The sequence below is a fragment of the Calditrichia bacterium genome (genome assembly GCA_020634975.1).
Taxonomy (GTDB): domain Bacteria; phylum Calditrichota; class Calditrichia; order RBG-13-44-9; family J075; genus JACKAQ01.
On record JACKAQ010000001.1, the window covers coordinates 2,927,104 to 2,953,824 of the forward strand.

General features: G+C 44.9%; 30 protein-coding genes. 13 read left to right on the forward strand and 17 right to left on the reverse strand.

Going from position 1 to position 26,721, the window contains the following annotated elements; translation table 11 throughout:
• Positions 1-331: 331 nt before the first annotated feature.
• The 13 genes from H6629_11855 to H6629_11915 all read right to left on the reverse strand — a co-directional run bounded on the left by H6629_11855 (position 332) and on the right by H6629_11915 (position 11,522).
• Positions 332-1,588, reverse strand: a complete 1,257-nt coding sequence (locus tag H6629_11855; protein MCB9068487.1) for an MOP flippase family protein — start codon at positions 1,586-1,588, stop codon at positions 332-334.
• Between the two features lie 95 nt (positions 1,589-1,683).
• On the reverse strand, positions 1,684-2,013 hold the full coding sequence (locus H6629_11860; protein ID MCB9068488.1) for a hypothetical protein: 330 nt from the start codon (positions 2,011-2,013) through the stop codon (positions 1,684-1,686).
• Between the two features lie 352 nt (positions 2,014-2,365).
• The gene (locus tag H6629_11865) at positions 2,366-2,773 is read right to left on the reverse strand and encodes a hypothetical protein (protein MCB9068489.1); all 408 of its coding nucleotides are present in this window, start codon (positions 2,771-2,773) and stop codon (positions 2,366-2,368) included.
• Positions 2,774-2,832: 59 nt separating this feature from the next.
• The gene (locus tag H6629_11870) at positions 2,833-4,053 is read right to left on the reverse strand and encodes an SLBB domain-containing protein (protein ID MCB9068490.1); all 1,221 of its coding nucleotides are present in this window, start codon (positions 4,051-4,053) and stop codon (positions 2,833-2,835) included.
• Between the two features lie 70 nt (positions 4,054-4,123).
• Positions 4,124-4,936 (reverse strand): ribonuclease III, encoded by an 813-nt coding sequence (gene rnc, locus H6629_11875; GenBank protein MCB9068491.1) that lies wholly within the window; start codon positions 4,934-4,936, stop codon positions 4,124-4,126.
• Between the two features lie 200 nt (positions 4,937-5,136).
• Entirely contained in the window at positions 5,137-6,372 is a 1,236-nt protein-coding gene (fabF, locus tag H6629_11880) for a beta-ketoacyl-ACP synthase II (GenBank protein MCB9068492.1), read from the reverse strand.
• A 114-nt stretch (positions 6,373-6,486) separates the two neighbouring features.
• The gene (locus H6629_11885) at positions 6,487-6,723 is read right to left on the reverse strand and encodes an acyl carrier protein (protein MCB9068493.1); all 237 of its coding nucleotides are present in this window, start codon (positions 6,721-6,723) and stop codon (positions 6,487-6,489) included.
• Positions 6,724-6,915: 192 nt separating this feature from the next.
• Positions 6,916-7,665: a 3-oxoacyl-[acyl-carrier-protein] reductase gene (fabG, locus tag H6629_11890; GenBank protein ID MCB9068494.1), complete on the reverse strand. Its 750-nt coding sequence runs from the start codon at positions 7,663-7,665 to the stop codon at positions 6,916-6,918.
• A 73-nt stretch (positions 7,666-7,738) separates the two neighbouring features.
• The gene (gene fabD / locus H6629_11895; GenBank protein ID MCB9068495.1) at positions 7,739-8,662 is read right to left on the reverse strand and encodes an ACP S-malonyltransferase; all 924 of its coding nucleotides are present in this window, start codon (positions 8,660-8,662) and stop codon (positions 7,739-7,741) included.
• A gap of 41 nt (positions 8,663-8,703) precedes the next feature.
• Entirely contained in the window at positions 8,704-9,696 is a 993-nt protein-coding gene (locus H6629_11900; protein ID MCB9068496.1) for a ketoacyl-ACP synthase III, read from the reverse strand.
• Entirely contained in the window at positions 9,666-10,697 is a 1,032-nt protein-coding gene (plsX, locus tag H6629_11905) for a phosphate acyltransferase PlsX (protein ID MCB9068497.1), read from the reverse strand. Before plsX ends, H6629_11900 begins: the two co-directional genes overlap by 31 nt.
• A 44-nt stretch (positions 10,698-10,741) precedes the next feature.
• On the reverse strand, positions 10,742-10,930 hold the full coding sequence (gene rpmF, locus H6629_11910) for a 50S ribosomal protein L32 (protein MCB9068498.1): 189 nt from the start codon (positions 10,928-10,930) through the stop codon (positions 10,742-10,744).
• Between the two features lie 94 nt (positions 10,931-11,024).
• Positions 11,025-11,522 carry a DUF177 domain-containing protein gene (locus H6629_11915; protein MCB9068499.1) on the reverse strand — a complete coding sequence of 166 codons (498 nt, stop codon included), beginning with the start codon at positions 11,520-11,522 and terminating at the stop codon, positions 11,025-11,027.
• Positions 11,523-11,733: 211 nt separating this feature from the next.
• Here H6629_11915 and H6629_11920 point away from each other — a divergent pair, with 211 nt between their 5' ends.
• From H6629_11920 to H6629_11935, 4 genes are all read left to right on the forward strand, one after another.
• Entirely contained in the window at positions 11,734-12,279 is a 546-nt protein-coding gene (locus H6629_11920) for a DUF4920 domain-containing protein (GenBank protein ID MCB9068500.1), read from the forward strand.
• An 8-nt stretch (positions 12,280-12,287) separates the two neighbouring features.
• A complete protein-coding gene (locus H6629_11925; GenBank protein ID MCB9068501.1) occupies positions 12,288-12,683 on the forward strand; it encodes a VOC family protein in 396 nt (131 codons plus the stop codon).
• Positions 12,684-12,771: 88 nt separating this feature from the next.
• Positions 12,772-13,932: a methionine adenosyltransferase gene (locus H6629_11930; GenBank protein ID MCB9068502.1), complete on the forward strand. Its 1,161-nt coding sequence runs from the start codon at positions 12,772-12,774 to the stop codon at positions 13,930-13,932.
• A 150-nt stretch (positions 13,933-14,082) separates the two neighbouring features.
• Positions 14,083-15,177, forward strand: coding sequence for a response regulator (locus tag H6629_11935; protein ID MCB9068503.1), 1,095 nt, complete (start codon positions 14,083-14,085; stop codon positions 15,175-15,177).
• Here H6629_11935 and amrB read toward each other — a convergent pair.
• The 4 genes from amrB to H6629_11955 all read right to left on the reverse strand — a co-directional run bounded on the left by amrB (position 15,169) and on the right by H6629_11955 (position 19,502).
• Positions 15,169-16,443, reverse strand: coding sequence for an AmmeMemoRadiSam system protein B (gene amrB / locus H6629_11940; protein MCB9068504.1), 1,275 nt, complete (start codon positions 16,441-16,443; stop codon positions 15,169-15,171). The genes H6629_11935 and amrB overlap by 9 nt on opposite strands.
• 159 nt (positions 16,444-16,602) lie before the next feature.
• The gene (locus H6629_11945; GenBank protein MCB9068505.1) at positions 16,603-17,214 is read right to left on the reverse strand and encodes an isoprenylcysteine carboxylmethyltransferase family protein; all 612 of its coding nucleotides are present in this window, start codon (positions 17,212-17,214) and stop codon (positions 16,603-16,605) included.
• Positions 17,171-18,196 (reverse strand): Gfo/Idh/MocA family oxidoreductase, encoded by a 1,026-nt coding sequence (locus tag H6629_11950; protein ID MCB9068506.1) that lies wholly within the window; start codon positions 18,194-18,196, stop codon positions 17,171-17,173. Before H6629_11950 ends, H6629_11945 begins: the two co-directional genes overlap by 44 nt.
• A gap of 7 nt (positions 18,197-18,203) precedes the next feature.
• Entirely contained in the window at positions 18,204-19,502 is a 1,299-nt protein-coding gene (locus tag H6629_11955; protein ID MCB9068507.1) for a GWxTD domain-containing protein, read from the reverse strand.
• 750 nt (positions 19,503-20,252) lie between these two features.
• Between H6629_11955 and H6629_11960 the strand changes: the two genes are divergently transcribed.
• The 9 genes from H6629_11960 (at position 20,253) to H6629_12000 (ending at position 26,717) form a co-directional block, all read left to right on the forward strand.
• Positions 20,253-22,457 (forward strand): TonB-dependent receptor, encoded by a 2,205-nt coding sequence (locus tag H6629_11960; GenBank protein ID MCB9068508.1) that lies wholly within the window; start codon positions 20,253-20,255, stop codon positions 22,455-22,457.
• A 37-nt stretch (positions 22,458-22,494) separates the two neighbouring features.
• On the forward strand, positions 22,495-23,253 hold the full coding sequence (locus H6629_11965) for a hypothetical protein (protein MCB9068509.1): 759 nt from the start codon (positions 22,495-22,497) through the stop codon (positions 23,251-23,253).
• 48 nt (positions 23,254-23,301) lie between these two features.
• Complete coding sequence (locus H6629_11970; GenBank protein MCB9068510.1) at positions 23,302-24,057, forward strand: hypothetical protein; 756 nt, start codon at positions 23,302-23,304, stop codon at positions 24,055-24,057.
• A gap of 231 nt (positions 24,058-24,288) precedes the next feature.
• Positions 24,289-24,588: a hypothetical protein gene (locus H6629_11975; protein MCB9068511.1), complete on the forward strand. Its 300-nt coding sequence runs from the start codon at positions 24,289-24,291 to the stop codon at positions 24,586-24,588.
• 49 nt (positions 24,589-24,637) lie between these two features.
• The gene (locus H6629_11980) at positions 24,638-24,853 is read left to right on the forward strand and encodes a hypothetical protein (protein MCB9068512.1); all 216 of its coding nucleotides are present in this window, start codon (positions 24,638-24,640) and stop codon (positions 24,851-24,853) included.
• Between the two features lie 148 nt (positions 24,854-25,001).
• The gene (locus H6629_11985; protein MCB9068513.1) at positions 25,002-25,487 is read left to right on the forward strand and encodes a hypothetical protein; all 486 of its coding nucleotides are present in this window, start codon (positions 25,002-25,004) and stop codon (positions 25,485-25,487) included.
• Between the two features lie 373 nt (positions 25,488-25,860).
• Complete coding sequence (locus tag H6629_11990) at positions 25,861-26,049, forward strand: hypothetical protein (protein ID MCB9068514.1); 189 nt, start codon at positions 25,861-25,863, stop codon at positions 26,047-26,049.
• Positions 26,039-26,278, forward strand: coding sequence for a hypothetical protein (locus H6629_11995; protein ID MCB9068515.1), 240 nt, complete (start codon positions 26,039-26,041; stop codon positions 26,276-26,278). Before H6629_11990 ends, H6629_11995 begins: the two co-directional genes overlap by 11 nt.
• Positions 26,241-26,717, forward strand: coding sequence for a T9SS type A sorting domain-containing protein (locus H6629_12000; protein MCB9068516.1), 477 nt, complete (start codon positions 26,241-26,243; stop codon positions 26,715-26,717). Before H6629_11995 ends, H6629_12000 begins: the two co-directional genes overlap by 38 nt.
• Positions 26,718-26,721: the final 4 nt, after the last annotated feature.

A 26,721-nucleotide genomic window follows, 5' to 3' on the forward strand; every position in this document is an offset into this window, starting at 1 on the left:
TAAAGCATATACAATTTCTTCATAATAGATAGTTGTAATCCCAATATCAATACCAAATGTATCAAGCTGAGGTAGAACTAATATAATTCCGAGTAGGATATAAGAAATATTTTTAATGGAAAATCCATATTAACCGATTGACTAAATGTGTTTCTAATTAACGAATTCTAACGATTTCTTGAATTAAAAATTTTTCAAATTTATAAATTAATATTAAATATGTTAATACTGCCATTAAGATACCACAAATTAATTTATATAAATCTAAATTGAATAAGTTCATTGTCAAATAAGTAGTTGTAGCAGAAAAAAAGAATATATAGTATCGGTTTTAGGAGGTTTCTATAAAATACTCATGAAAGCATTCCCCAATCGAATTTTTGTAAAGGGTAAAATATGACAAATACCAGAAAAATAAGTTCAGGATAATCAAGGAAATTATTAGAGGGTAAATACCATGTTTAATCATTGTTAGCATAACAATAAAGCTAATCGACAATGTAAATAAGTGCCATTTAAACCCAAGGTCAGCTCTTCCTATAGCTAATAACAGAGACCCGTTTGGGTTGTGCCTGCTCTTTAACAAGGCTAAAAGAGAAATAAGTTGAATGATATTAATACTGCTCATCCACTTTTCTCCAAAGAACAAATTTATAAATGATTCAGCATTAATTGCAATTAACATGACTAGTAAAAATGTAATTATTACTATTATTTTCAAAGATTTAAAATATGCATTTTTAAGCGATTCGATATTTGTTTGTAATCTAGATAAAACAGGGAATAATACCTTCGTAAATATTGGATTAATTTTTTGAAAGGGAGTCATAACTAATTGAGTTCCCAACGTATAATATCCGAGAATTTCGGAGCCTAAAAATTTACTAATAAATAGTATGTCAAGATAGTTCGATAAAACAATAATTATACGTTCACCAATTTGAAAAATCCTGAATTTTAGGTAATAAATTACTCCTTTTAAATTGAAACAAAACCTTAATTTGTGTTTTTGGTATCCTAAAATAAAATATATAAAACTTTTAATAGAGTGCTGAATGATAAGACCATAAATTATTGAATAAACGCCATAGCCATAATATGTAAATGACAAAACAGATATTGTGGAGATAAGAGTTGATATAATTTCAATTTTTGCAATAATATTAAATTTAAGTTCTCTTTGCAAAAGCAAGTTAAATTGTTGACCTATAGGTATTATTACAAAAACTATAGATGTTAACTTGATAAGCGGTGCAAGTATCTCAATTGAAAAAAAATAAGCAATATATGGAGCAGAGAAATTTATTATGATTAATTGCAAAACGCCTGCCATTAAACTAATAAAATACAAAGTAGAGAGTTCTTCTTGGGTAGAAGTTTGTTTATGTATAATGGCACTACCCAAGCCCAAATCTGAAAAGGAGTGTAGTAAGCTTGTAAATGCCATTATAATCCCAATTATTCCAAACTCTTCAATTGTCAATAGCTTTGCTAATACAAGGATTAAAACAAGTTGATTAACAATCACAAAAATGGAAGAAATGGAATTCCATTTAAGATTTTTGAATGCAATTAATTTTAATGACATTTAAATACTGACTTGCAATTATTTATGAATTTTCTTAAGAAAGGAATCCCTAATAAAAACATAAATGATACTTAAAATGGTAGACAATATCATTGCTAACACCAATAGAGTAAATCTTTTGGGTGTGTGTTTCTTGTAGGAAAATTTGGGGAATCCAAAATTTGAATTATAGGTGAGTCTTTTGCTTCCATTACTTTTGCTTCTTCATATTGCTGGGTAAGAAACTGAAAAATTTTATTTTGTATCTCAACCTCTCTTGTTAGCCTCAGGTATTTAACACCTAACTCTGGTGAATCCCTAAATGATAGAATATAGTTGTTTCTGTTTTCTTCGGTGTTTCTAAAACTTTTTGATAAAAGGTCCTTAATTTTTGTTTCAATAGCTTCATTTTTAGATTTAATCATTTGAAGTTGAGAATTATTCAAGTCAAGATTATCTTTTAGATAATCAAATTGAATATCTAAGTCTGTTTTCTCTTGAAACAGTGCGCCGTAAATTTTAAATGATTCCTCTAATTGAGGTTGGAATGCAATTATATTATTTTCCTCTTGGAATGTCTTTAATTTTTCTTCTGCGTTATATAGGTCTTTAATGTTTTGGTTATAACGATTTTCTACAAAAAAATACGATTAGTTCTTGCTTGCTGATTTTTCAAATTTCTATATATTTGATCAAGTTCAAATATAATGGCGTTTGTTATTTCCTGAACTTGTATTTGGGTATCATAGGTATTAACAAATAGTCCAAACCATTTTGATGGGTGGTCAACCGATAGTGCTAAAAAATGCCTTCATCTGTTAATTCAATATTTATATTGCCTCTTAGCTCTTTTATCGCGTCTTCTATGTTATCCACACCATAATATTCTATTAAATTATAATCTTTAACAATTTTGCCTATTAAAGTCCTGCTTTTAATAATAGCTACATAGGTATATATCTCGCTTTCATTATCGCTAACTCCAATATCAAAAGGAATCTCATTTAAGATATTCATTAACCCAAGTGAATTGTTATCAAGAGGTGGGATAATTATTGCCTCTGAACGATAAACATTTGGTAAAACGAGAAGGAGAATTAATGTCACAATTAATACTGTCGCGTTTATTTTTAGCAGTATAGAACGATTCGTATTAATTGTTTTATAATACTCATAAATACTAATTTCGTTGTAATTTGAATCCATATTGTCTCGGGGAAAAATAACTGTGAAATTTCAACTTCTAATCAATTTTATGAAAACCCTTATTTTCCAGCTTGCATTATCGCATAAGCTGAAATTGCAATGCTAATAATCGGCGTTAATATAGTTAGATAATCTTTAAACGTTTCCCGGGCGCGGCGGGGAACGACAACAATATCGCCATTATTCACGATGACATCCCTGCCATATTCCACATCGCCGGTTTCAGCTCTAATCACATACAGATCGTTAAGACCTTTAGCCGTTTCCAATATACCTGCCAGACCGGCATAATCTTTTGTTGTATAATTTGCGAGATAGGCAAACGGACCGGGCTGAATTACTTCCCCGCGAACATAAACACGATCCCTTGTCGATGGAATAATGATCCTGTCACCGGTCTGCAACGTCTTTGTCCGGATGTCAGAGGTGTTGTCCAGCAAATTGTAACTGTACTGTTCTCCACTTCTTACCAAAACGATGTTTTCGATGTTGGATCGGCGATTAATCGCCTGCAGGCGCGTCAGGAAACCAAACAATGTTTCGTTTTCACGGGTTTGATATATGCCTTGTGAGCCTACATTACCTTCGATGATCACATAATTTTTTTTCAGGTCGATTTGCGGAACGTAAATAACATCCCCGCCTTCCAGAAAATTGTTGTATTCCAGACTGCCGGTGAGATAAAACTCGCTCATATTAACCAATGATTTTGAATCATCATTGTGTTTGATTTCGATGCGTGTATCATCGCCCCAATCGATGATGCCGCCGGCAAGTTGAATGGCGTCGCTGAGACGATCGATCGCACGAAGGTAATACGTTCCCGGATTACGAACCTGACCAACAACATACACCCGAAATTTACGCAATTTTACCAATTTCACGGTAAATGTCGCGTTTAAAAAGGTTTTTGCAAGTGCTGTTTTGATCATCTCTGAGGCATTTGCGAGTGTTTCACCGGAAACATATACTTCTGAAACAGCCGGTGTTAAAAAACCTTCCGGGGATACGGATGCAATAAACTGGTTTTCGATAACGCCGGCCACTTTGATCAACAATTGATCACCGGGACCCAAAGTATATTGCTCCGGATCAATCGCTTTCTCAAAAGCCTGTTCCAAAAGCTGCTGTTGGGGGATAAATTGTTCGTTGGATTTTTGTGCCTGCTCCAAATCAACATCAAAAACAGATTGACGTTCCTGGGCGGTTTGTTCGCGTTGGGCAAATACGGTTATGCTGAACAGAAATACAATGATAATGAATAAAAAAGGGTGTCTCAATCTCAATCTCTCGTTATGAATGGGTCGCTCTGAGTTTAGATGAAAAGCAGCGATAAAGCAAATAAATTTCTCACATTTTCTCTTCAATAGCCAATTTTTTAACCGCACGTTTGGCGGCTTCCTGTTCGGCGATTTTTTTGCTTTTACCCTTGCCTTCGCCGAGTATTTCCTTACCAATGGCGACGGAAATGACAAACTCTTTGGCATGATCGGGACCGTTTTCTTCAACAACACGATATTCCGGCAAGCCCTGCCCGATTCCCTGAGCGTGCTCCAATAAAATGCTTTTGTAATTCTTATACAAGCCTTTCCGCAAAATTTTTTTGTAATCTGCGAGCAGGTATGTCTGTATAAATTTTTCAGCTTCATCCAGGCCTTTATCGAGATAAATAGCGCCGATGATCGCCTCAAAAGCATCTGCCAAAATGGATTTCCGCTGTCGCCCGCCGGTTTTTTCTTCACCGCGATTCATCAAAATCAGATCACCCAGCTTCATTTGATCTTGTGCGATATCGGCCATTACCGGCTTGCTGACCAAAATCGATTTGACTTTCGAAAGATGACCTTCGGTTTTGTTGGGAAATTTCTGATACAGAAAATGCGTTACCACAAGATCCAGCACCGCATCGCCCAAAAACTCCAGCCGTTCGTTGGAAAATGCCCGCGATTCATTGGTCATGTTCAAAAACGAACGGTGTTTTAGCGCCGTTGTGATCTGTCTGTGATCGTTAAAACGGATTTTGAATTGCGCTTCGAACCTGTTAACTGCGCTCGATTCTTCCGGTGTAAGTTTAGGATATTCCTGGGTTTGTGCATTTGATGCACGGGCAGCATCATCCCGACTGCCAATCAGTTTGGATACAAAATTTTTAATCCAGCTCAAAATTTCTCCGACAGAAATGGAAAATGGTTTTGTTAATATTCCGGCCGGATTTTTGGATATTTTCAATGCCGTTGCAATATTGCAAATACCCAAAAAATGGCACGAAGTGGCAAATGCAGGATTCCGCAAGCTGGCCGCGATGGCCAGATTTCGAAACCCGGCATTTTGCAGGTTTCCGAAAATTAGATCATTTAATTCATTTATACTTTGCCCAACGAAATACAGGCGTTATGTCCGCCAAAACCAAAGGTGTTGGATATCGCCGCGTTGATGATCCGTTCCTGCGGAACATTTGGTGTAATGTTCAAATCGCACTCCGGATCGGGTGTTTGGTAGTTTATGGTCGGCGGCACAATATTGTGTTTCACTGCAAGTGCGGTTGCGATTAATTCGACAGCACCGGCGGCGCCGAGCAAGTGCCCGATCATTGATTTTGTTGAACTTACGTTCAGTTTATACGCATGATCACCAAACGCTGTTTTGATTGCGGCCGTTTCGTTTTTGTCGTTATACGGCGTGGAGGTTCCGTGCGCGTTGATGTAATCAATGTCTTCCGGATTAAATCCGCCGTCACGCATGCAGCGCTGCATCGCACGAACAGCCCCTTCGCCGCCCGGTGCGGGCGCGGTTACATGATGCGCATCGCCGGTGAAGCCGATGCCCCGGATTTCCGCGTAAATATTCGCACCGCGTTTTTTGGCATGCTCGAATTCTTCCAGCACCAAAATGCCCGCGCCTTCGCCAATCACAAAACCGTCGCGATCTTTGTCGAACGGGCGGCTGGCGTGTTGCGGATCATCGTTGCGGGTTGAAAGCGCTTTCATCGCGGCAAATCCGGCAACGCCCATCCCGGTAATCGGTGCTTCGGTGCCGCCGGTGATCATCACATCGGCATCGCCGTATTTGATGAGCCTGGCTGCATCGCCAATGGCATGGGAAGCCGTTGCGCATGCGGAAACTGTTGCGTAATTGGGACCTTTGAATCCGTATCGGATGGAGATTTGTCCGGTGGCAATATCAGAGATCATTTGGGTTACAAAATACGGGCTGACCTTGCGCGGTCCGCCGGCGAGATATTTCTGGTGTTCCGTTGCAAAAGACTGGATGCCGCCGATCCCGGAGCCGACAACAACGCCGGCCATCGTCAAATCGATAGCGTTGAGATCAAACGCTGCGTCTGCCATTGCTTCGTGTGCGGCAACCATTGCGTATTGGGTAAATAAATCCATTCGCCGCGATTCCCGGGCATCAATGATGCCGTCCAACTGCAGATGTTTAACTTCGGCACCAAAGCGCGTACTGTGTGCTGATGGATCGAAGTGGGTGATAATATCTACCCCATTCCGACCGGAAAGCACGCCTTCCCAGAAATCTGTTGCGGTATTCCCGATGGCAGATACAACGCCTAAACCGGTGATGACAACCCGTCTGGTCATACACATTCTCTAACTTGCGTAAAAACTGGTAACAAAACGAGGCGCTTTGTTACCCGCCAAAAGCGAACTCCAAAGCGCCAAATGCTTATTCAATGAATGTCAAATCATTCGAAATTAGTCTTCGATTTTTGATTGCAAATAATCCACTGCTTTTTTGACAGTGGTGATTTGCTGGGCGTCATCGTCGGGAATTTCTACACCAAATTCCTCTTCGAAAGCCATAACCAGTTCCACTGTATCCAGCGAATCTGCGCCCAAATCGTCGATAAAATGAGCGTCTTCTTTTACTTTATCAGCGTCTACACCCAATTTGTCTACGATGATATCTTTTACTTTGTCAGAAAGCGACATTTAATGCCTCCTCGTTAAATTAGTTAACCTAAGTATTATTACAGCCCAAGAATTTAATCAATCATCCTAAAAAAATAAATGCCAAATTGCTAAAAACAGGCTTAAAAAGCTCCCTTTTTAACCGAAAAACCAGATTTGGTTCCATCGCCGGCGATTTTTTTTCGTAAAAATCAGCTATTGCCTGATAATTTTTTACTGCATCACCATGCCGCCGTCAACATTCAGCGTTTGTCCGGTGATGTATCCGGCATCGTCGCCGGAGAGAAAAACTGCCGCTTTGGCAATATCGAGCACATTGCCCAACCGCGCCAGCGGAATTTGGGTGAGCAGCGCTTCGCGGGTTTTTTCGCCGAGCACTTCGGTCATATCGGTATCGATAAATCCGGGTGCGATGGCGTTGCAGGTGATGCCGCGCGACGCCAGTTCTTTGGCAACCGATTTGGTTAACCCGATGATGCCCGCTTTGGATGCGGCATAATTTGCCTGCCCAGCGTTGCCGATTTGCCCGACAACGGATGTGATGTTTACAATCCGTCCGCTGCGCTGTTTCATCATTTGCCGGGTAACGGATTTAATGGTATTAAACGTGCCTTTCAAATTGATGTTCAGCACGGTGTCCCAATCTTCTTCTTTCATCCGCATCAACAAATTGTCGCGGGTGATGCCCGCATTGTTGATCAGAATATCCACCTGCCCGAAAGCTTTCACGGTTTCGTCGATGAGCGATTGGGCGTCTGCCATCACACTCACATCGCCAATGACCGCCAAAGCTTCACCGCCGGCATTTTTGATTTCCGCAACCACTTCGTTGGCACGTTCTTCATTTCGTCCGGAAATCACTACTTTGGCGCCTTCCCGGGCAAATTCCAATGCAATTTCTTTACCGATGCCTTTGGTGGAACCGGTAACGATGGCAATTTTGCCGGATAAATGTTGGTGCATGGCTCGTTTCCTGATTTTGTTATTGTGTGTCAATTTTTTCGGTTCTGTCCAAAACGATTGTTCCGGAAAAAAGCTAAATGGAAAATCCCGCAATTTCATCGGCGGTGCCGTATGCTTCGCAACTGGCTTCGCGATTGATGCGTTTGTGCAAGCCCTGCAGCACTTTGCCGGGACCCACTTCGTAAAATGGCGCAAATCCGTCCGAAATCATATTTTGAGCGATGGTTTCCCACAAAACCGGCGCGGTTAATTGTTGTTGCAACAATTTCCGGATGTGGGCGGCATCGGTTGCCGGCGTCGCTTCCACATTGCTGTAAACCGGGATTTTCGGGTTGTTGATGGTCACTTTTTCCAATGCTTCAATCAATCCGGAGAGCGCATCCGCCATCAGCGGAGAATGAAATGCGCCGCTGACCACCAGTTCTTTCGCCATGCGCGCGCCTTTGGTTTTGGCAATTTCCATGGCTTTGTGAACGCCGGGAATGCTGCCGGAAATGACAATTTGTCCGGGACTGTTGAAATTCGCCGGTTGCACAACGCCAGCAGCAGATGCTTCGTTGCAGGCTTCGGTGACGGCTTCCGGCGTCCCGCCGATAATCGCGGCCATTGTGCCGGGATTTTTCTCTCCGGCGATCTGCATCAGCGCACCGCGAATTTTGACCAAACGCAAACCGTCTTCAAAACTGAGTGCACCGGCGCTAACCAATGCCGAATATTCACCGAGGCTGTGTCCGGCTGTCGCTTTCGGTTGTAAGCCTTTATCTTTTAATAATTTATCGACAGCAATGCTGTGGGTGAAAATCGCCGGTTGGGTGAATTTGGTTTGCTTCAGTTCATCTTCCGGTCCCTCAAAACAAAGCCGTTTGAGCGGAAATTCCAGAATTTCTTCTGCCAGATCGAATATTTTTTTTGCGTCGGCAAATTGTTCGTACAAATCTTTTGCCATCCCCACAAATTGCGATCCCTGTCCGGGAAATAAAAATGCTGTGTTGCTCATATTCTCAACCGTTTATTTTGCGATTCAAATGGATAAAAGGATCAGATTGCCCAGCGAATCAGTGAGCTGCCCCAGGTGAATCCGGCGCCAAATGCAGCCATCACGATGTTGTCACCTTTGTTCAATTTTCCGGCCTGATACACTTCCGAAAGTGCCAGCGGAATGGTGGCGGCTGTGGTGTTGCCAAACCGATCGATGTTGATCACCACCTGATCTTCGCGCAATTTCATGCGTTTTGCGGCGGCGTCGATAATCCGCAAATTGGCCTGATGCGGGATAAAAAATTTGATATCTTCGCCGGTAAGTTGATTTTTTTCAATTATTTCCGCAGCAACATCCGCCATGCGGGTTACCGCGAATTTGTAAACGGTTCGCCCATCCTGATAAATATAGTGCAGGCGACTGTCCACGGTTTCGTGGGATGCGGGGTGCAAACTGCCGCCGCCCATCATGTGCAGAAATTGTCCCCCGGAGCCATCGCTGCGCAAAATGGAATCGAGCACGCCGTAATTTTCGTCTTCGGATGGTTCCAGCAAAACGGCGCCGGCAGCATCGCCAAACAAAATGCAGGTGGTGCGATCGGTAAAATCGAGAATCGAGCTCATTTTATCCGCCCCGATCACCAGCACTTTTTTATACATGCCGCTTTCGATAAACTGGGCACCTGTTGCCAATGCATACACAAATCCGGTGCATGCGCCGTTCAAATCCATTCCCCATGCGCGATTTGCGCCGAGCATGTCCTGAACCCGGCAGCCTGTGCTCGGGAAAAATGTATCCGGCGTTACGGTTGCCACGATAACCAGATCGATTTCATTCGGATCGATTTGTTTTTCATCGAGAATCATTTTGGCGGCTTGCCACGCCATGTATGATGTGGCTTTGTCTTCCTCCAGAATGCGCCGTTCGCGAATACCGGTTCGGCTGACAATCCACTCATCATTGGTTTCTACGAGTTTCTCTAAATCTTTATTTGTTAATACCTTGGATGGTACATAATGGCCTACGCCTGTGATGATTGCGTTTCGCCCCATAAGAGACCTCTTGCGCTTAGCTCTTCTTCGATATGTTTGTTTACCTGCTTTTCGCCCATGATTTTTGCCACGTGAATAGCATTTTTCAGGGCCTTTGCGGAGGAGCTGCCGTGGCAAATGATGGAAATGCCATCGATGCCGAGCAGCGGTACGCCGCCGTATTCTTCGTAATCGTATGCGCGTTTCATTGCGCGGAAAGCCGGACGCATCAAAAATGCCCCCGTCAGTGAAAATAAATTTTGTTTGATTCGCCGTTTCAGGCTGTTGCCAAAAATACCCACAATGCTTTCCGCAAATTTGAGCACTACGTTTCCGGTAAATCCGTCGGTAACGATGACATCCGCTTTATCATGCAGAATGTCCCGCCCTTCGATGTTTCCGATAAAATTTTCCAGATGCTTTTGCATCAGGTCGTGTGCGGCGAGCACCAGTTCATTGCCTTTGGATTTTTCCTCGCCGATGCTCAGCAAAGCCACCCGGGATTTGGCGAGATTGGTGGCATATTCAATAAAAATACCGCCCATAATCCCAAATTGCAGCAGGTTGATCGGTTTGCAATCTGCATTCGCACCCACATCGATGAGCAAAACAACACCGCTCTCGCGTGGCAAAAATGCCCCAATCGCCGGTCGGCTGACGCCTTTTATTCGCCCGAGTGTCAGCAGGCTGGCAGCCATTTGGGCACCGGTGCTTCCGGCGCTTACAAAGGCATCTGCTTCACCATCGCGGATCATGCGAATGCCTTTAACCATGGACGAGTCCTTTTTTTTGCGGACCGCCGTGGCTGGCTGGTCGTGCATGTCAATTACTTCTGTGGCATGCACAACCCGGATATTGTGGGGAGATATGATGTGGCTGGCGATCTCTTCCTCAATTGCCGTTTTATCGCCAACAAGGATTACCTGATCTCTACCGCGTTCTTCGCGATCATATAAAATCGCCCCATGAACCGGGGCTTTCGGGGCCAGATCACCACCCATTGCATCTACAACTATGCGCAATTTGCTGCTCCTGTGTGGTTAGCCGGGTGTTAATCAGCCGTTATTTAGGCTTCTTCTGCATCTGTAATGCGTTGATTTTTGTATACGCCACATTTCGGGCAGGCGTGGTGCGGCAGTTTTGATTCGCCACAGTTGGTGCATTCGGTCAGGCTGGGCGCTGTCAGTTTCCGGTACCAATTTGCCCGGCGCATGTCACGCTTCGACTTGGATATTTTGCGTTTTGGATTCGCCATCTCTTCAATCTCCTAAAACATGTCTTGATATAGTAATGTTATTTAACCGTCTAATTTGGATATCGCAAGGATTTATTTCGAAAAAAACATCGATTTACTTGCGCAATGCGCCAAGTTTCTCCCAGCGCGGATCGATACCGTCGTTACTGCAACTACATGGCTCAGTGTTCAGATTCGCACCGCATCCGGCGCAAATACCTTTGCAGTCCTCGTCGCAGAGCATTTTCATTGGCGTGTTGATGATCAAATATTCAACCAGCCAATCGGTAATGGATAGCTCTGCCGTGTCTTTTGGCAAATGAATGACGTTTTCTTCGTCTGTTTCAACGGCGTTTTCGCCGATCTGAATCAGCATTGAAAATTCAATATTCACCGGTTTTTCGTATTCTGTCAGGCATCTGTCGCAGATGTAAACCGCTGTTGTTTCTGCAGTTATCTCTGCCTGAATCGTGTTGCCGTATTTGTTCAGCATTACATTGGTTTTTACCGGATTCGGATACAACTCTTTCCGAAAAAAGTCCAGTGCATCCAATAGAACGGATTCGCTGAAATGATGGATTCCGTCCTGCAAATGTAAAATTGGCAACTTCATTATCATTCCCTATAATACAATTTATCAATTTAGTTTACAACGCCAGTTTTGTCAAGCGCTTTGTTAATTCTCGTTGTTGAAAAGTGCGAGTTTCATTTTTTGCTTTTGTAAAAAATAACTTGTTTTCCCGGCAGAGGGTGTTAATTTTTCCTGACTAAATCAAATTTGATAATACATGTGAAAGATTCCTGCAAAATGGGAGAAATTAATTATGCGTAAGGTATTGTTCCTATTCATCCTGGTACTGTTTGTCGCAAGCTGCCAGCAGCAGCCGCAAACGGAAGCTTCGGCAGATGCAAAAAGCAACGAAACCAGCGAAATGGATGAAAAATCACTTCTGGAAAAAGCCGATCCTGCGGGTGAATATGGCAAAGGTGTGGCAGTAACCGAAGCAACGGAGATTGCGGCAATTCTCGCAGAACCGGAAGCTTTCGAAGGCAAAACCGTGTTGGTGAAAGGCGAAGTTGCCGAAGTTTGTGCAATGCGCGGTTGCTGGATGGATGTTGCCAGCGGTGCGGAAAAAATTCGTATAAAAGTAAGAGATGGCGATATTGTTTTCCCGCTCAGCGCTGTAGGACATGAAGCCGCTGTTGAAGGAATGGTTGAAAGATTGGATCTCTCCCGGGAAAAAGCTGTCGAATGGCTGGCGCACGAAGCCGAAGAAAAGGGTGAAGCATTCGATTCCACCAGCGTTACCGGACCTTTAACCATCTGGCGAATTAAAGGCGCCGGCGCAGTTATTCAGGCAAAATCCTGAGATCGTTCATGAAAGTTCAACGCATAATGGAAACCTGCATTTATTGCAGGGATTTGGTCGCCGCAGAAGCATTTTATACAACTGTTCTCGGTTGCGAGGTGCTGACAAAAGAGCCTGACCGACACGTGTTTTTCAAATTGGCCAATGCGATGCTGCTCGTTTTTAATCCCGATAACACGATGTCGCCGGGAAGCGATATTCCGCCGCACGGCGCATATGGCGAAGGGCACGTCGCGTTCGCGATGCGCGAAGACCAGGTCGGGAAATGGCGGGAAAAACTTGCCGACAATAACGTGTCAATCGAAATGGAAATCGAGTGGCCAAACGGCGGCATCTCAATTTATTTCCGCGATCCGGCGAACAATAGCGTGGAACTGATTACACCCAAAACCTGGGGGTATTGATGCAAATGGCAAACCAGAATTTTGGGCAAAAAACAATAATACTTAACATACGTAATATTATGATTAACAGGTAGAAGGAGTATCTTGAATGAAAAAGAATTTCCTGTTCACTTCGGAGTCGGTTTCCGCCGGACATCCGGACAAGGTTTGTGATTGCGTTTCGGATACCATTGTGGACGCTATTTTTGAATCGGGCGGCGATGTGCGCGGCAATCGCGCAGCCATCGAAACAATGGTAACCAAAAACCTGACCGTGCTCACCGGCGAAGTAAAAATTCCCGACGGCGTGGAAATCGATTACGAAGCACTGGCGCGCAAAGCCATACGGGAAATCGGTTACGACAATGCCGAACTTCAATTTGACCACAACTGCGAAATTATTAACCGGGTTCACAAACAATCACCGGAAATTGCTGTTGGCGTGGATAGCGGCGGCGCCGGGGATCAGGGCATGATGTTCGGTTATGCAACCAACGAAACGCCGGAACTGATGCCATTGCCCATTACCATGGCCCACAAAATTGTTCGCGCGCTGGATGAATCGCGACTGAACGGCAAAATCCCGTTTTTGCGCCCGGACGGCAAATCGCAGGTAACCGTGCGTTACGAAGACTGGAAACCGGTTGCTATCGAAAAAGTGGTGGTGGCAGTGCCGCATCATCCCTCCAAAACCAATGATGACGTAAAAGAAGTTGTTTATAATCAAATCGTTACGCCTTTACTAAAGGAATACGGTTTGCCTTTCGATCGCTCCGAAAACAGCTATATTGTGAATGGCACCGGTGTTTGGACAATCGGTGGTCCGGTATCCGATGCCGGTTTGACCGGACGTAAAATTATCGTCGATACCTATGGCGGAATGGGTCGCCACGGCGGCGGCGCATTTTCCGGAAAAGATCCTTCCAAAGTGGATCGCTCCGGTGCATACGCAGCGCGTTATGTTGCCAAAAATCTGGTAGCTGCCGGCGTTGCGGATCGGGTGGAAATTCAGGTTGCCTACGTTATTGGTCACGCAGATCCGGTTTCGGTGATGGTGGAGTGTTTCGGTACTCACAAAATTGCAGAAAGCCGCATCGTCGAAATCGTTGAAAACGTATTTGACCTGCGCCCGCGCGGCATCATGGAAGCATTGAAACTGCAAAGCCCCGGCTATCGCCAAACAGCAGCTTACGGTCATTTTGGCCGCAGCGAATCGCGGTTTACCTGGGAATCTGTGGATAAAGTTGATGCGATCCGTAAGATGATGTAAACAATTGGAATGAATGTGTAAATTACCGGTTTTTGTGAAAAGCGGGGCAGAAAAGCGTTATTTTTTCTCTCCGCTTTTTTAATTTTGACCGATAATAAGGTAGTGTTTTGTAACGAAAAATGAATCTTTTGAATGCCCCGGAGGATGCAAATGCCCGAGCGCCAGAAACGCGTTCTGATCGTTGATGATGAAGAAGATTTGACCTGGACGCTATCTAAAAAATTATCCAAAGACAGTGATAAATTTGATGTTATGTGTGTCAACTCGGGGCGCGAAGCCATCGAAGTGCTCAATCAGGTGCCGTTTGATCTGGTGATTACCGATGTTCGCATGCCCGAAGTTAGCGGTTTGGAATTGTTGACCCAGGTGAAAGACCTTTATCCGTCTACCAAAGTGATCATCATGACAGCGTACGGATCGTCCGATGTGAAGAAAAATGCCACCTCGCAAGGATGCTTTAATTATATCGAGAAACCGTTTGAAATCAACGAGTTACGCAGGCAAATTCTTGAGGCGCTGGAGCAGAAAAAAGGTTTCAAAGGCAGTGTGTCGGATTTCCAGTTGAGCGACATCATCCAGTTGAATTGTTACGGCAGAATCAGCTCCGGATTGCGGGTCATTTGCGATGACGAAGTGGGCATGATATTTTTTCAGGAAGGCAATATTGTGCACGCCGAAACGCCGCGTTTCGAAGGCGAGAGCGCGTTTTACCACATCATGAGCTGGCAGGGTGGAGAATTTCAGGTGATGCGCAACCAACTGCCGCCTCGCGAAACCATCACACGCGGCTGGCAAAGCCTGTTGCTGGAAAGTCTGCGCCGGCTGGACGAAAGCTCCGACCTCGCCAAACAGGAAGCGGAGCGCGAAAAACAACGTCGCCAAAACCGCCTCAAAACAATCGTTGAAAAAATTTGCAATGCAGAAAATGTTGAACATGTGCTGATTCACTCCCGCGCCGGTTTTCCGCTTTTTTATGATGGGAATATTTCGGAACGCCCGGAAATTATCAGCGATTTGGGCAATTATATTGCCAATGTTTTGGAAGGCATTATCAAATCGACCCGATTTTTGAAAGGCGGGCGACTGGATTATTGGGAAATGCAGTTTGAAAAACGCACGCTGGTGATGTTCAAAATTCCCCGGCAGGATGCATATTTATCCGTTATTGGCCGGGAAGGTGTGAACAGTGGTTTTATGCGTGTCGAAGTTAAAAAGCATCTCAAAGAGCTGGCGAATTTATTGTGATGCCAGTTCCCCGTAAAAAACCATGCTGCCAAAGGTGACAATAGATTGGGTATCCGGCTGTAAATTTTGCTGATAACCGACTGTTTTTACTGAACTTTTCTTCATCAACTGCATCAATGTGAAAATTGCCGAGCAGGCATCTACATTCCGTTTCAACAAATCCTTTTCCATCAAATTGTGAAATTCTTCGGGGTCAAATTCACTGATAATCCGGAACATGGTTTCGTCCGCTGTGCGGATTTCGGCTGCTTTCGTTTCGTCCACTTTGAACGGATCGTCAAATTTGGGTCCCATGTGCGCCAGATCGACACTTAAAATAATTTGAATATTGCGACCATCTTCCAAAATTACGCGTTTTAACGCAGAAATAGCTTTGTTGATTTCCGGCACCTGATCCAGTTGTTTCCCGGCGCGGATGTGCGGTTCCGGCGAGCCGCATAAAATCGGCACAATTTGATAGGAATGGCTAAAACTGTGCTGCAAAAACGGCAACTGAAATTCGATAGAATGTTCAGTCCGGTGCGCCCAATCGCCTTTGGTGAAATCTGTTCCGGCGTATTCGCCCCATTTTTCGATGAACGCGCGATCTGTTTGCACAACGCCCAGCGGCGTTTCAAAATCCTTAGCCGTTGCGGTAAAAAAACCGCCGCCGCCATAATGTGCAACGCCTAATATAATGTATACGTCCGCCGGGTTTCCGGCTTCGATCAATGGTTTGTAAGCGTGGGTGTAACATGTGCCGCCCACCCGCAGGTCGATATGCGGCGCCATAATTGCCACCAGATTATGGGTTACCGGATGTGCGTTGAGCTTGCCGTTGCGCAACGGTAGTCCGGCGCCTTCCGTATCATTATAAAATGCATCGATTTGGGCGCGCAACATTTCGGAATCTTTGGGATAGGAACCACCCGCATGCCATGCCGGGCGAACAGTAGCTTTTCGGAAATCCATCTGCAACTCCTCATAATAATCCCGGAAACGGGGGCTGTTCAGGTAGTAGTTTTCATCGAGAATCTGGATCAATTGAAAGATGTGTTCGTCGTCGAGCAAAATGCCTTGAAACTGGCTGGCAAACTCCATTTTAATATCGCGGGGGGAGTGTTGCCCGTCGAACATGGACAGGATAAACAGTTCCGCGGGTGACACGACTAACGGTGATGTGGCAATTTCCTGGGGATCGCGGATATAAAAAAGCGAGTCGCCGCCTTCTTCGTAAGGGAAGGCGTCCACATAGCGCATCACCGGTCGGTTCATCATGTCTATCATGCAGCGTATCTCCTTTGTAAACAAATGCTTAGAAAAAATATTTTTTGCGAAAACAACCGATAATTGCCGGCGTTTTCTGTGTGAATCGCGATTTCGCCATTCGTTTTGATTTGATTTTTTGATCGGTGGGAACCCACCAACTCCTGCAAAAAGGGTCGCTTATCCGATTGATTGATTGATAACATTCATTCGCCAAAACAACACACCCAAAAACCCGGCGATACTCCAAAACGTGCTGGACTCTGACCGGAACGCCTCGCGATAATCTGCTGTTTCGCGCTCTCCCGGATATGGTTTCAGTGCCGGAAGCCACGCCGGAACAGCCTGCCGGTAACGATCATATGCAGCTCCAAACGCAGATTGCAGCGCATTTTCTTCCGCCCGGACGATAAATATATATTGCAAGCCAAAATATAGCCACACAAAAAACAGGAAAAATGGCAGCCACAAATTGGCAATAATTGTTACGCCGCTATAGATAATCAGATTCCCGATGTAAATGGGATTGCGGACAAATGCGTACGGTCCGCCGACGGCTAATTTTGGGGTGTTGATGATGTGTTGGCGGGTTTCTTTTCCGGTGTAGGCAACGCTCCAGATGCGCAATATCTCGCCCGCAATAACCCAAAAAATTCCCGCCGCAAAACTGTTTGGCGTGGGTTGTGCGAGGAAAAAAAACAGGAGCACAATTGGGTATGGCGTGTATCCGCGCAGGCGAAACAGCCGTTTACCGAAGCTGCCAGTGTTTTTTGACCAGTTCTGTATGTTCATCGATGCTGTTTAGAATCAACCGGGCAACGTGCAGCGCCCGTCGTCCGTCTTCCGCGGTTACCGGTGGTGTTTGGTCGTTAATAATCGATTGACAAAATTGCTGAAGTTCATATTGCAGCGGATTGAGATCCGCTTTTTCCAGCCGCGAATATCGGATGTTACGCTGTTCTGTTCCCTGTTGAATTTGACCCAGCGAAAACGCCAGGGTTTCTTTTGATGGCTTAAATTCATCTTTTTCAATATGATAAATCTCCGAAATGCCTTCCAGAAAATCAACTGAAATATATGCGTCCGGTTGAAAAAAGCGCATTTTTCGCATTTTCCGGGCGGAGATACGGCTGGCGGTAACGTTGGCAACGCAGCCGTTTTCAAACAAAATGCGGCAGTTGGCGATATCTTCTGTCGGCGAAATGATCGACGCGCCGCTGGCGTCAACCGTTTTTACCTTGCTTTTCACAAAGCTGAGAATCAGGTCGATGTCGTGAATCATCAAATCCATTACCACTGCGACATCAGTACCGCGCGGGTTAAAATTAGCCATCCGGTGTGCTTCAATAAATAGCGGATTGATGGTGAGCGGATGCAACGCCATTATCGCCGGATTGAACCGCTCGATATGCCCGACCTGAATTTTGGCGCCTGCCGCATCGCGCAGCCGGATAATTTCGTCCGCCTGATCCAGCGTTTCCATCATCGGTTTTTCAATAAACAAATGTTTGCCGCTGCCCAATGCTGTTTTTGCAATCTCGAAATGGGTGGTGGTTGGCGTAACCACGGTTAGTGCTTCCGCAGCGTTCATCAACAATTCCGGCGAAGCAAACGCGGTTGTGCCAAATTCATCGGCAATGGATTGCGCGCGTTCGGCATCTGCATCAAAAATGCCGACTAAATTTGCCTCCGGGACGTGTTGCAACTGCTGAACATGCAGCCGACCCAAATGCCCGACGCCAATTACGCCGATATTTATTTTTTCCGCGCTCATTTTTTCCTCACAAATTGCGTTCGGCAGAATGTGTCAATTCATATTCTTTTCGCCCGTCCACCGCGCGAAATGTGTAGATCAATTCTTTGTCTTCCAGCTTGTAAATCCAGCGCATATATGGATTTGGGATGGGATCGAGGCTGTGATCGTCAACTTCTGTCGGTGGTCCCATGGCGATGTAAATTTTTCCCGGATCGGTATTCCAGCCCAGTTTCCGGCGGGTCGAAAAGCGTGTAATCGATGAATCGACGCGCGAGTAAAATTCCACCATCAATTCATTAAACGGGGTTTCGGGTGTCGGATCGCGATCTTTCCAGAAGTTTGCGAGATGGTTTTGCTTTTCGGTTTCGTTGCCATCGTTCAGTTTTTCGAATGTTTCTTCATCAGTAATGTATTGCAGCGGACGCAGCGCAAGTTCGGCATCCCACAGACTTGCGGGTTTATCGAACCAGATGACATCGAATGGCGCTACCCGCCGGATCGAATCGTTTTCGGTGAAATAAACAGTCCTGAGGCGGTATTTACCTTCAGCAATTGATGTTTCCGGGATTGCCAGTGACAGGCTGAACCGGCCATCGCGAACCGCAACCGTCGAATCGATCGCAAAAAGTGTCACACCGTCATCCGTGCGAATCAATTCGGTTTTGATGCGTTGCTGATTGTTTGCGGTCGTTTGATAACCCTGAAGCAATATGCCCAACGGCCGGTTAAAATGCCAATGACCGATCAACGGTGAAGGGCTAACATCTTCCGGCAGAAAAGATAGCAATCCGGCGCTTCCGTCGTTGGCTTCGGTAAACAAAGCCGGAGAAATAAACAGGTTTTGTTCAGACGAAATTGTCAGTTTTTGAGTGAACGCAAGCTGACGCTCACCATTTAAATCACGATATTTAACAATAATATTGTATCGTCCTTCAGGCAAAGTCACGGAATCCAGTGTGGTGTGGGTTAGCTGCGGATCGCGAGTTGCCGGAAAGTTGGGAGCGGTAATCGTTGTTTTCCAGATTTGCTCAGCCGATGTGTTCCCTTTTTCCGGCTGAAACCGGAATTCAATTTCCGCAGAGGCTTCGTATCGCCCTTCTTTTACAACAAATTGCAAAAAATTATACTGAATTTGAACGGTCAGATAAACCTGAAACTGGTTTTCTGCGCCGTAAACCGGATATGCACGAAAAAGCACCGGCAGCTTTTGCGGATATTTTGTATCAAAAAATGTTTTCTCAAACGTTTCACGATACGGAGACTGGGCATATATATTTAATGTAGAGACAACTCCCCAAAAAACGATCATCAGAATTCGCAGCATTTTTTTTGCCCTTTGTTAAGTAATCAAAATTTTCCATCTCTTACGCTATCATTGAAATAATGTTCAGATCCAATTAAAGGGTAAGATAAAATGGATATAAATCTTAACAATTTTTGAATGAATTTGCAATCGCTTAAAAACGCCAAAATTTTGTGAAACCAAAAGGGATAAGGTGGATTTTTGTGGGGATGAATAGCGGGACTCGCAAAAAATCTTTCGCCACCTATTGTAAATGTGATTGAAACCTGTTAAACTTCCGACCTATGCATAATTCATTAGCCCAACAATTACGTGATTTGCTGTTTTCCGGCAATAAAATGCCTGAATGGGAAAAATTTTTCCTACCTGGATAGGAAAAATTGATCTGAATCAATTTTTAGAGTCAATGTTAAATTTTTGTTAAATAATTGTTTTGATTCGGTTTAACATCGGTTCGACAAAGTATTGCACGGTTTTTGTATTGTTTGCGGTTTGTGTCTGAAAATAAGAGGAGAAGGTATTGAGTATTCATAACTATACAGCTGTTTTTCCACTTTTGTTTCAAAAAAATCTAACGTATTTCCGTCAAACCTTTGTATTTACACACCATTGATCATTATTTTTGCAGTATCCTTCAATAGTATTTAGTATTGTTAAGCTATTAATAATTATATAGTTAGTTAAAATCGGAGGACATGTATGACGTAACGTTTTTTTGTCGTAGAGTTTGTTCAATCTAAATGTTCAACTATTTTGTATGGAGACAGAGAGATGAGTAAAACGAAAGTGCTCTTGCTAGCATTAGTGCTGGCAATCGCTCCGCTTTATCTGTTCGCGCAGTCGTCAGGTAAAGTTGTGGGCGTTGTAAAAGATAAAACATCCGGAGAGGCATTGCCGGGTGTTAACATCAGCATAGAGGGCTCCCAATATGGTGCAGCTACAGATGTTGATGGTTATTTTGTTATTTTGAATGTGCCTGTCGGTGTTTACGATATTCGCGCTAACTTTGTTGGTTATGGCGATGTCGTTCAGCAGGGTGTTCGTATCACTGCTGATAAAACCACAGAAGTGAATTATTCCCTCGAAGAAGCAGCCATTGAAGGACAGGCTGTGGTGATTACCGCGGAAAAGCCGCTGGTTGAGAAATACACCACGCAAAGCGTGTCGTTGGTAACTTCGGAAGATTTGGAAAACATTCCGGTTCGTGGTTTCAATCAAGTTATCGCTACCCAAAATAGCGTTGTTGTTCAGGATGGTAACATCCACATCCGCGGTGGTCGTGATGACGAAGTCGGATTCTACATCGACGGTGCATCTTCCGTTAACCCCCTTACCAATACCCAATCCCTCTACATTATTCAGGAAGCAGTAGAAGAATTTCAGGTGTTGGCAGGCGGTTATACGGCTGAGTTTGGTGGCGCTAACGCCGGTATCGTTCGTACAGAATTGAAAACCGGTGGCAAAAACATGAAATTTTCGGTTGATTTCCAGACCGATAAATTTGCAGATGAAGGCAAAACCTTCCTCGGCACCCACAGCTATCGCCATCATACCGGTGTCGCAACGATCAGCGGTCCGCTGTTCAACGACAAAATCAGCTTCTTTATTGCCGGTGAAAATGCATTCCAGGGCGACCGTGCAGTACGTTTCAGCGAAGGATTCGACCTGGTTGATCTGACCGGCGGCCCGCTTGTTGATATCAATCCTGGTAATAGCGTGAAAGACACCATCAGCGCTTATGTATATCCTGATGGGTTTACTCCGAAGCAGGAAGAAGATCTTTGGGCAGTTCAAGGTACTGTTTCGTTTAACCTGAGCCCGGTTCAACTGCGGATCAGCGGATCGTTCAGCGATCGCACCCGCCAGTTTACTTCTGGTGTTGCAAGCACTACGCCAATGCTGGATGTATTGAATGACCGGTATTACGATCAGGTTTTCACAAACACGTTGCTGTCAACAAAATTGACTTATGTTGTCAACCCCAAAACCATTGCCGACGTATCCTTAAGCTATTTCGATTCGAAATTTGATTATGAAGATAGCTATTTTGGCAACGACTGGCGGAAATGGTATGACTCAACCGCAGTATCCAACCATACAAACGGTGAAGTTACTTATCGCGAAGCATACCGCAAAAAAGACAACTACATGTTCAATGGTGATGACTTCTTCTTCGCCAGAAATGGTGATCCGCATGGTCGTTATATCACCCGCGACCAAAATTATTTGGGTTTTGCAGGTAACCTGACCAGCCAAATGGGTCGTCACCATGAAGTAAAAGTTGGTGGGGATTACCGTGGCTACAAGTTGCGTCAATTTGATGTTCAGCCTGGTGCTATTTCATTGTTGACGGATAACAACGTTGCCACAATTGAAGAACTTAACCCGAACACATGGGTAAACTCTGCATTGGCAAATAACTATGGTTATGATATTTATGGCAACGAAGCTGATGCTGACAAGTTTGAAGGCGGTGTAAAAATTGCAGATGCTCCCAAAAAGCCCAAATTAGCATCATTCTATATTCAGGATAAAATTGAATACAACGACCTGATCATCAACGCTGGTTTGCGTTATGAATATTTCGATTCTCAGGCTCGTCGTTTCAGAGATCTTAACAATATCGTTTTCGATGCAAATACCAACAAATTTACCGATGAAACTTTCGAAGACATGGATGCCTTCCAGCAAGTTAGCCCGCGTTTAGGTTTCTCTTTTCCGGTAAATGAAAAAACCGTTTTCTATGCTCAGTATGGCAAATTTGTGCAAATGCCCGAGTTGGAAACCATTTACGCCAGCGATAACCGCTTAAGCCGTGACTTCCTGAGCGCTGGTTTGTCCATCAAAACCCGTTTGGTATTGGATTGGAACCGATTCGCACAACCTCTTATGAAATCGGTTTCCGCCAGCAAATCAGCCAGGTTGCTGCATTTGATATCGCAGGTTTTTATCGCAATATCAAAGGACAAGTGTTGATTGACAGAATCTCCCCGAAGGACTTTCTGGATTTAACATGTTGGTTAACGGCGACTTTGCAACAACAAAAGGTATGGAATTTAGCTTGAATTTGCGCCGCGTTAATCGCATTCAGGCATCGTTGAACTATACCCTTACCCAGGCTGAAGGTACCGGTTCTGCCCGTACTTCCGGTGTTGCTGCGGTCGAACGTTCAACTTCACGTCCGACAGTTATCAGCCCGTTGGATTACGAACAAGCTCACCGTGGTTCTGCCATTTTGGATTATCGTTTTGGCAACGACGATGGTGGTCCTGTATTCAGTAATTTTGGCGCAAATATGTTGTTTACATTCAACAGCGGTCACCCCTTTACATTCTCCGAATCAGAAGTGGGTCAATCGAATGCATATGATGCCGGTGTTGATTATATGAATGACGTGCGTTCCCGCCGTGCTTTGGAAGCCGTTGGTAGCTCTCGCACGCCGTTTAATTATAACTTTGACCTGCGGTTGGACAAATCCTTCAATATTGCAAAAGAATTGCAGGCTACAGTTTATATGCGCGTAAACAACTTGTTCAATACCAAAAACGTTATCAACGTTTATAATGCTTCCGGTCTTGCTGATGATGACGGATTCTACAACAATTCCAATCTGGAACAACGTCAATCCCGTCTTAACACCTATGGTGAAGCATGGCTCGAACAATATAAAGCGATTAATATTGTTAATGGTCAATCCTATTGGGATGCAATTGGGCAAGAGTTGTATGGAAATCCGCGTCAAATTTTCTTCGGTATTAAGCTGAGCTATTAATCTGTTGGTATTGCCAATCAACTCAGTCAATTTTAGAAGGAGTAACTAATGAAGATAAAAGTATCATTAATGGTGTTTGGAATGCTCTGGTTCATTTCAACCGGGGTTCTTCTTGCAAGAGAAGTTCCTGGTCAGAAAGTTGGCCAGAAAATATCCAAAACCTCTCAGACAGAAGCAATCATCACGATGTCCAACATTTCCAATTGGCAATATTGGATGCGGGTAGATGGTCGCTCTGCCCATACCCCGGATGACAACTCCGGTGGTATTTATCCTGCAAACACCGCTGCTGTAATTTATCAGGACGGTTTTGTCTGGGGCGGTTTCGTAAACAACGATACCCGTAACCCTTCGGCTGTTAAACTCCGTGTCGGTGGTCAAACCTACCGTACCGGTTGTTTACCCGGACATATCGTAACACCGGGAACAGCAACAACAGCGCCTGTTTTGGCAGATGCAAACGCTGCATACATCTACCGTATCCGTAAAGACTGGGAAAGTCTTTCCATCGGTGATGCATCTTTGATCAACGATGCTGCAAGCATCAATGAAGTTTCTGTCGGTGATGTAACGGCAGAAATGCAGCAAGAATTACTCGACGGATACGCCTGGGCCTGGAATAACTGGCCAGTAAGTTTAGGCGCACCGACCGAAGATGACGGAACCCCGGTATTGCCGGTGCAGATCAGGTTATCTGGTTTGTTGTTAACGACGGTAATTCCGAAACACTGTATAACTCCCCGCCGATCGGTTTGGAACTTCAGGTTACGACCTGGGCTTACAACCAGCCCGGCGCACAGTTAGAGCAGGTTATCTTCAAAAATACAAATTGATTAACAAATCCGGATTCCAGGTCGACTCGATGTTTGTTGGTCAGTGGTCTGACCCGACGTCGGTATCTTTACAGATGACCTCGTTGGTTGCGATATTGATCTGAGCCTTGGCTTTGCTTTCAGTGGTAACCTGACAGACGGCGACTATGACGCTTTCGGAATTCCCCCGGCAGCAGGCGGATATGACTTCTTCCAGGGTCCGTTGCTGGATGGCGTTGCCGGTCAGGATTTGAACGGTAACGGTATTGATGATGCTGATGATTTCGGAACCTTTGGTCTCGAAAGAGTTGGACCTGGTAAAATTAACCTGCCGATGACCTCGTTCGGTTATTTTGCAGCTGGAACATCCATCGATGACCCGTCCTTTGACTATGACGGAACTCTCGAATGGTATAACCTGCTGAATGGTTATTTGCCGGAAGTTACCGTGCAGCCTTATACCGCAGTATTTGGCGCAAATGCCGGTAACCCGACCAAATTCCGTTGGCTGGTGATGCTGTAAAACGTGCGGCGACATCGACGGATTCCTTATTCCGCCGGGTGACCGCCGGATGGTATTGGCTTCCGGTCCGTTCACGATGCAGCCTGGCGATGTTCAGGAAATCGTGGTCGGCGTTGTTGGTGGTATTGTTGCACAAGCCGGTGGAAACAACCGTAACGCGGTTGCTCAATTGAAATTGAACGACGGTTTGGCACAGTTCCTGTTCAGCACAAACTTCGAAGGTATTCCGACGCCGCCTGCGGCACCGGATGTAAAACAGCCGTAACCGAAAACGAAGTTATTCTGGAATGGGGTTCCAACACCACCCGTGTTGCCCAAACCGAAGCCGATGATCCGCAGTTGGGCTTCAATTTTGAAGGCTATAATGTTTATCAATTGCCCAGCCGACAGCTACAAAATCTCAAGCTGTAAAATTGTTGACTTTTGACGTAAACAATACAATTGACCAAATTACCCAGATTTCATTCTTGCCGGAATTTGGCGATCTGGTCGAAATGCCGGTTCAAGCTGGAACCAACACCGGGATTCAGCGCTTCACCACAATTACAACAGATGTATTCTCCGGCAAGCCGTTACACGCAGGAAACGAATACTATTTTGCGGTAACCGCCTATAATGCAAAAGACCTGGATGGCGACGGAATCGTTGATACAGATGTTCCTGAATCATCCATCGAAAGCGCATTGAACGTGATTACAGTTGTTCCGCAAGGCAACAAGCCGGGCGTAAGAACCGGTGATGTTGGTGATTTGGCAGTATCCCAGGCTGCAGGCGTTAGCGATGGCGTTGTAAATCCATCGTTATCAACCCCGCAGCAACAACTGGTGCAAAATATGAAGTTTCTTCACCGAAGATACCGGCGAAATTCTGTGGAACCTGCGCAATACTGCAACCGGTAACACGGTATTAAGCAACCAGCCGCAAGTTGCAGATGTTGAAGAAACCCATGCCAACCGATTGTTGATGGTTTGCAAATGCGTTGCCGGTCCTGCACCGGGCGTTAAAACATCAGATATGTTTGAAACTGATGATATGAGAAGTGGGGCTGGGATATCCCGGCTGTGCACCGTCGCTTTACCTGGGCAAACGCTGATTTTGGTTTGAAGGCTTCCGTGGCGCTATTGGTTGGGCTGCTTCCAGCGTATTCGGTGCATTCGATCAAAACGATGTCGTGCCTGCATCTACTCTTAAAATGTATTGTTGGTTTTGGCTAGTGTGCCAGACGGCAGTGTAGCATTAAATCCGACATTTGATCAAGTGGTGGCGACCCGAATGTATCTTTTGGTTATCGCTTCTTGCGTGGCGCTGGAGCTGCACCCGCATTACCGGAATTCGCACCATCATCTTGAACACCGGTGGTGGATATGCCTACAAACCTTCGAACGCAATGTTCCGTTGGCGCGTATGACATTGATGATCCTGAAAACCCCGCCGTTTGGCAGTGGCGTTTATGGAAAATAATCAGCCCGCCGGTCTGGTTGATGGAAAATATTTCCCAGGAGATAACGGATATGATAATGTTGCGTGGCGGTCCCGCGAATGGCTGTTTATCTTGGATGCTGATTATAGCGAGACGCCGAACCCAACATTCCAGCAGGAACTTATTGGCAACGGCGATATGCCTGTTATGTATTGGCTGTCGGTCAACCGTCGTGGCTGCTGTGCCGTTCTCGCCGAATGCAACAGCTGAAGATGAATTTGCGATCTTCCCCGGTAAAATCAACACGCCTAACGACGTGTTCGAATTTACAGCACCTGCTGTTGTGAAAAGCGAAGATCTGGCGAAAGAGGATGTTGATAACATTAACGTGTTCCCGAACCCGTATTATGCACAAAATCCTTCAGAAACCAGCCGCTTTAACCGTTTTGTAACCTTCACAAACATGCCCGAAACCGGCAGTATTACGGTTCGTATTTTCTCGCTGTCAGGTGTTCAGGTACGTAAACTGACCGAAAGCGACAAAATTACGTCCGATAGCCAGTTTATGCGCTGGGATCTGCGTAACGAGTCCGGTCTGCCAGTTGCAAGCGGTATTTACATGGTTCACGTTGAAATGCCCGATCTGGGCGCAACCAAGGTCTTAAAAGTGTTTGTTGTTCAGGGCGAAGAAATTCTGCAATATTTCTAATCGT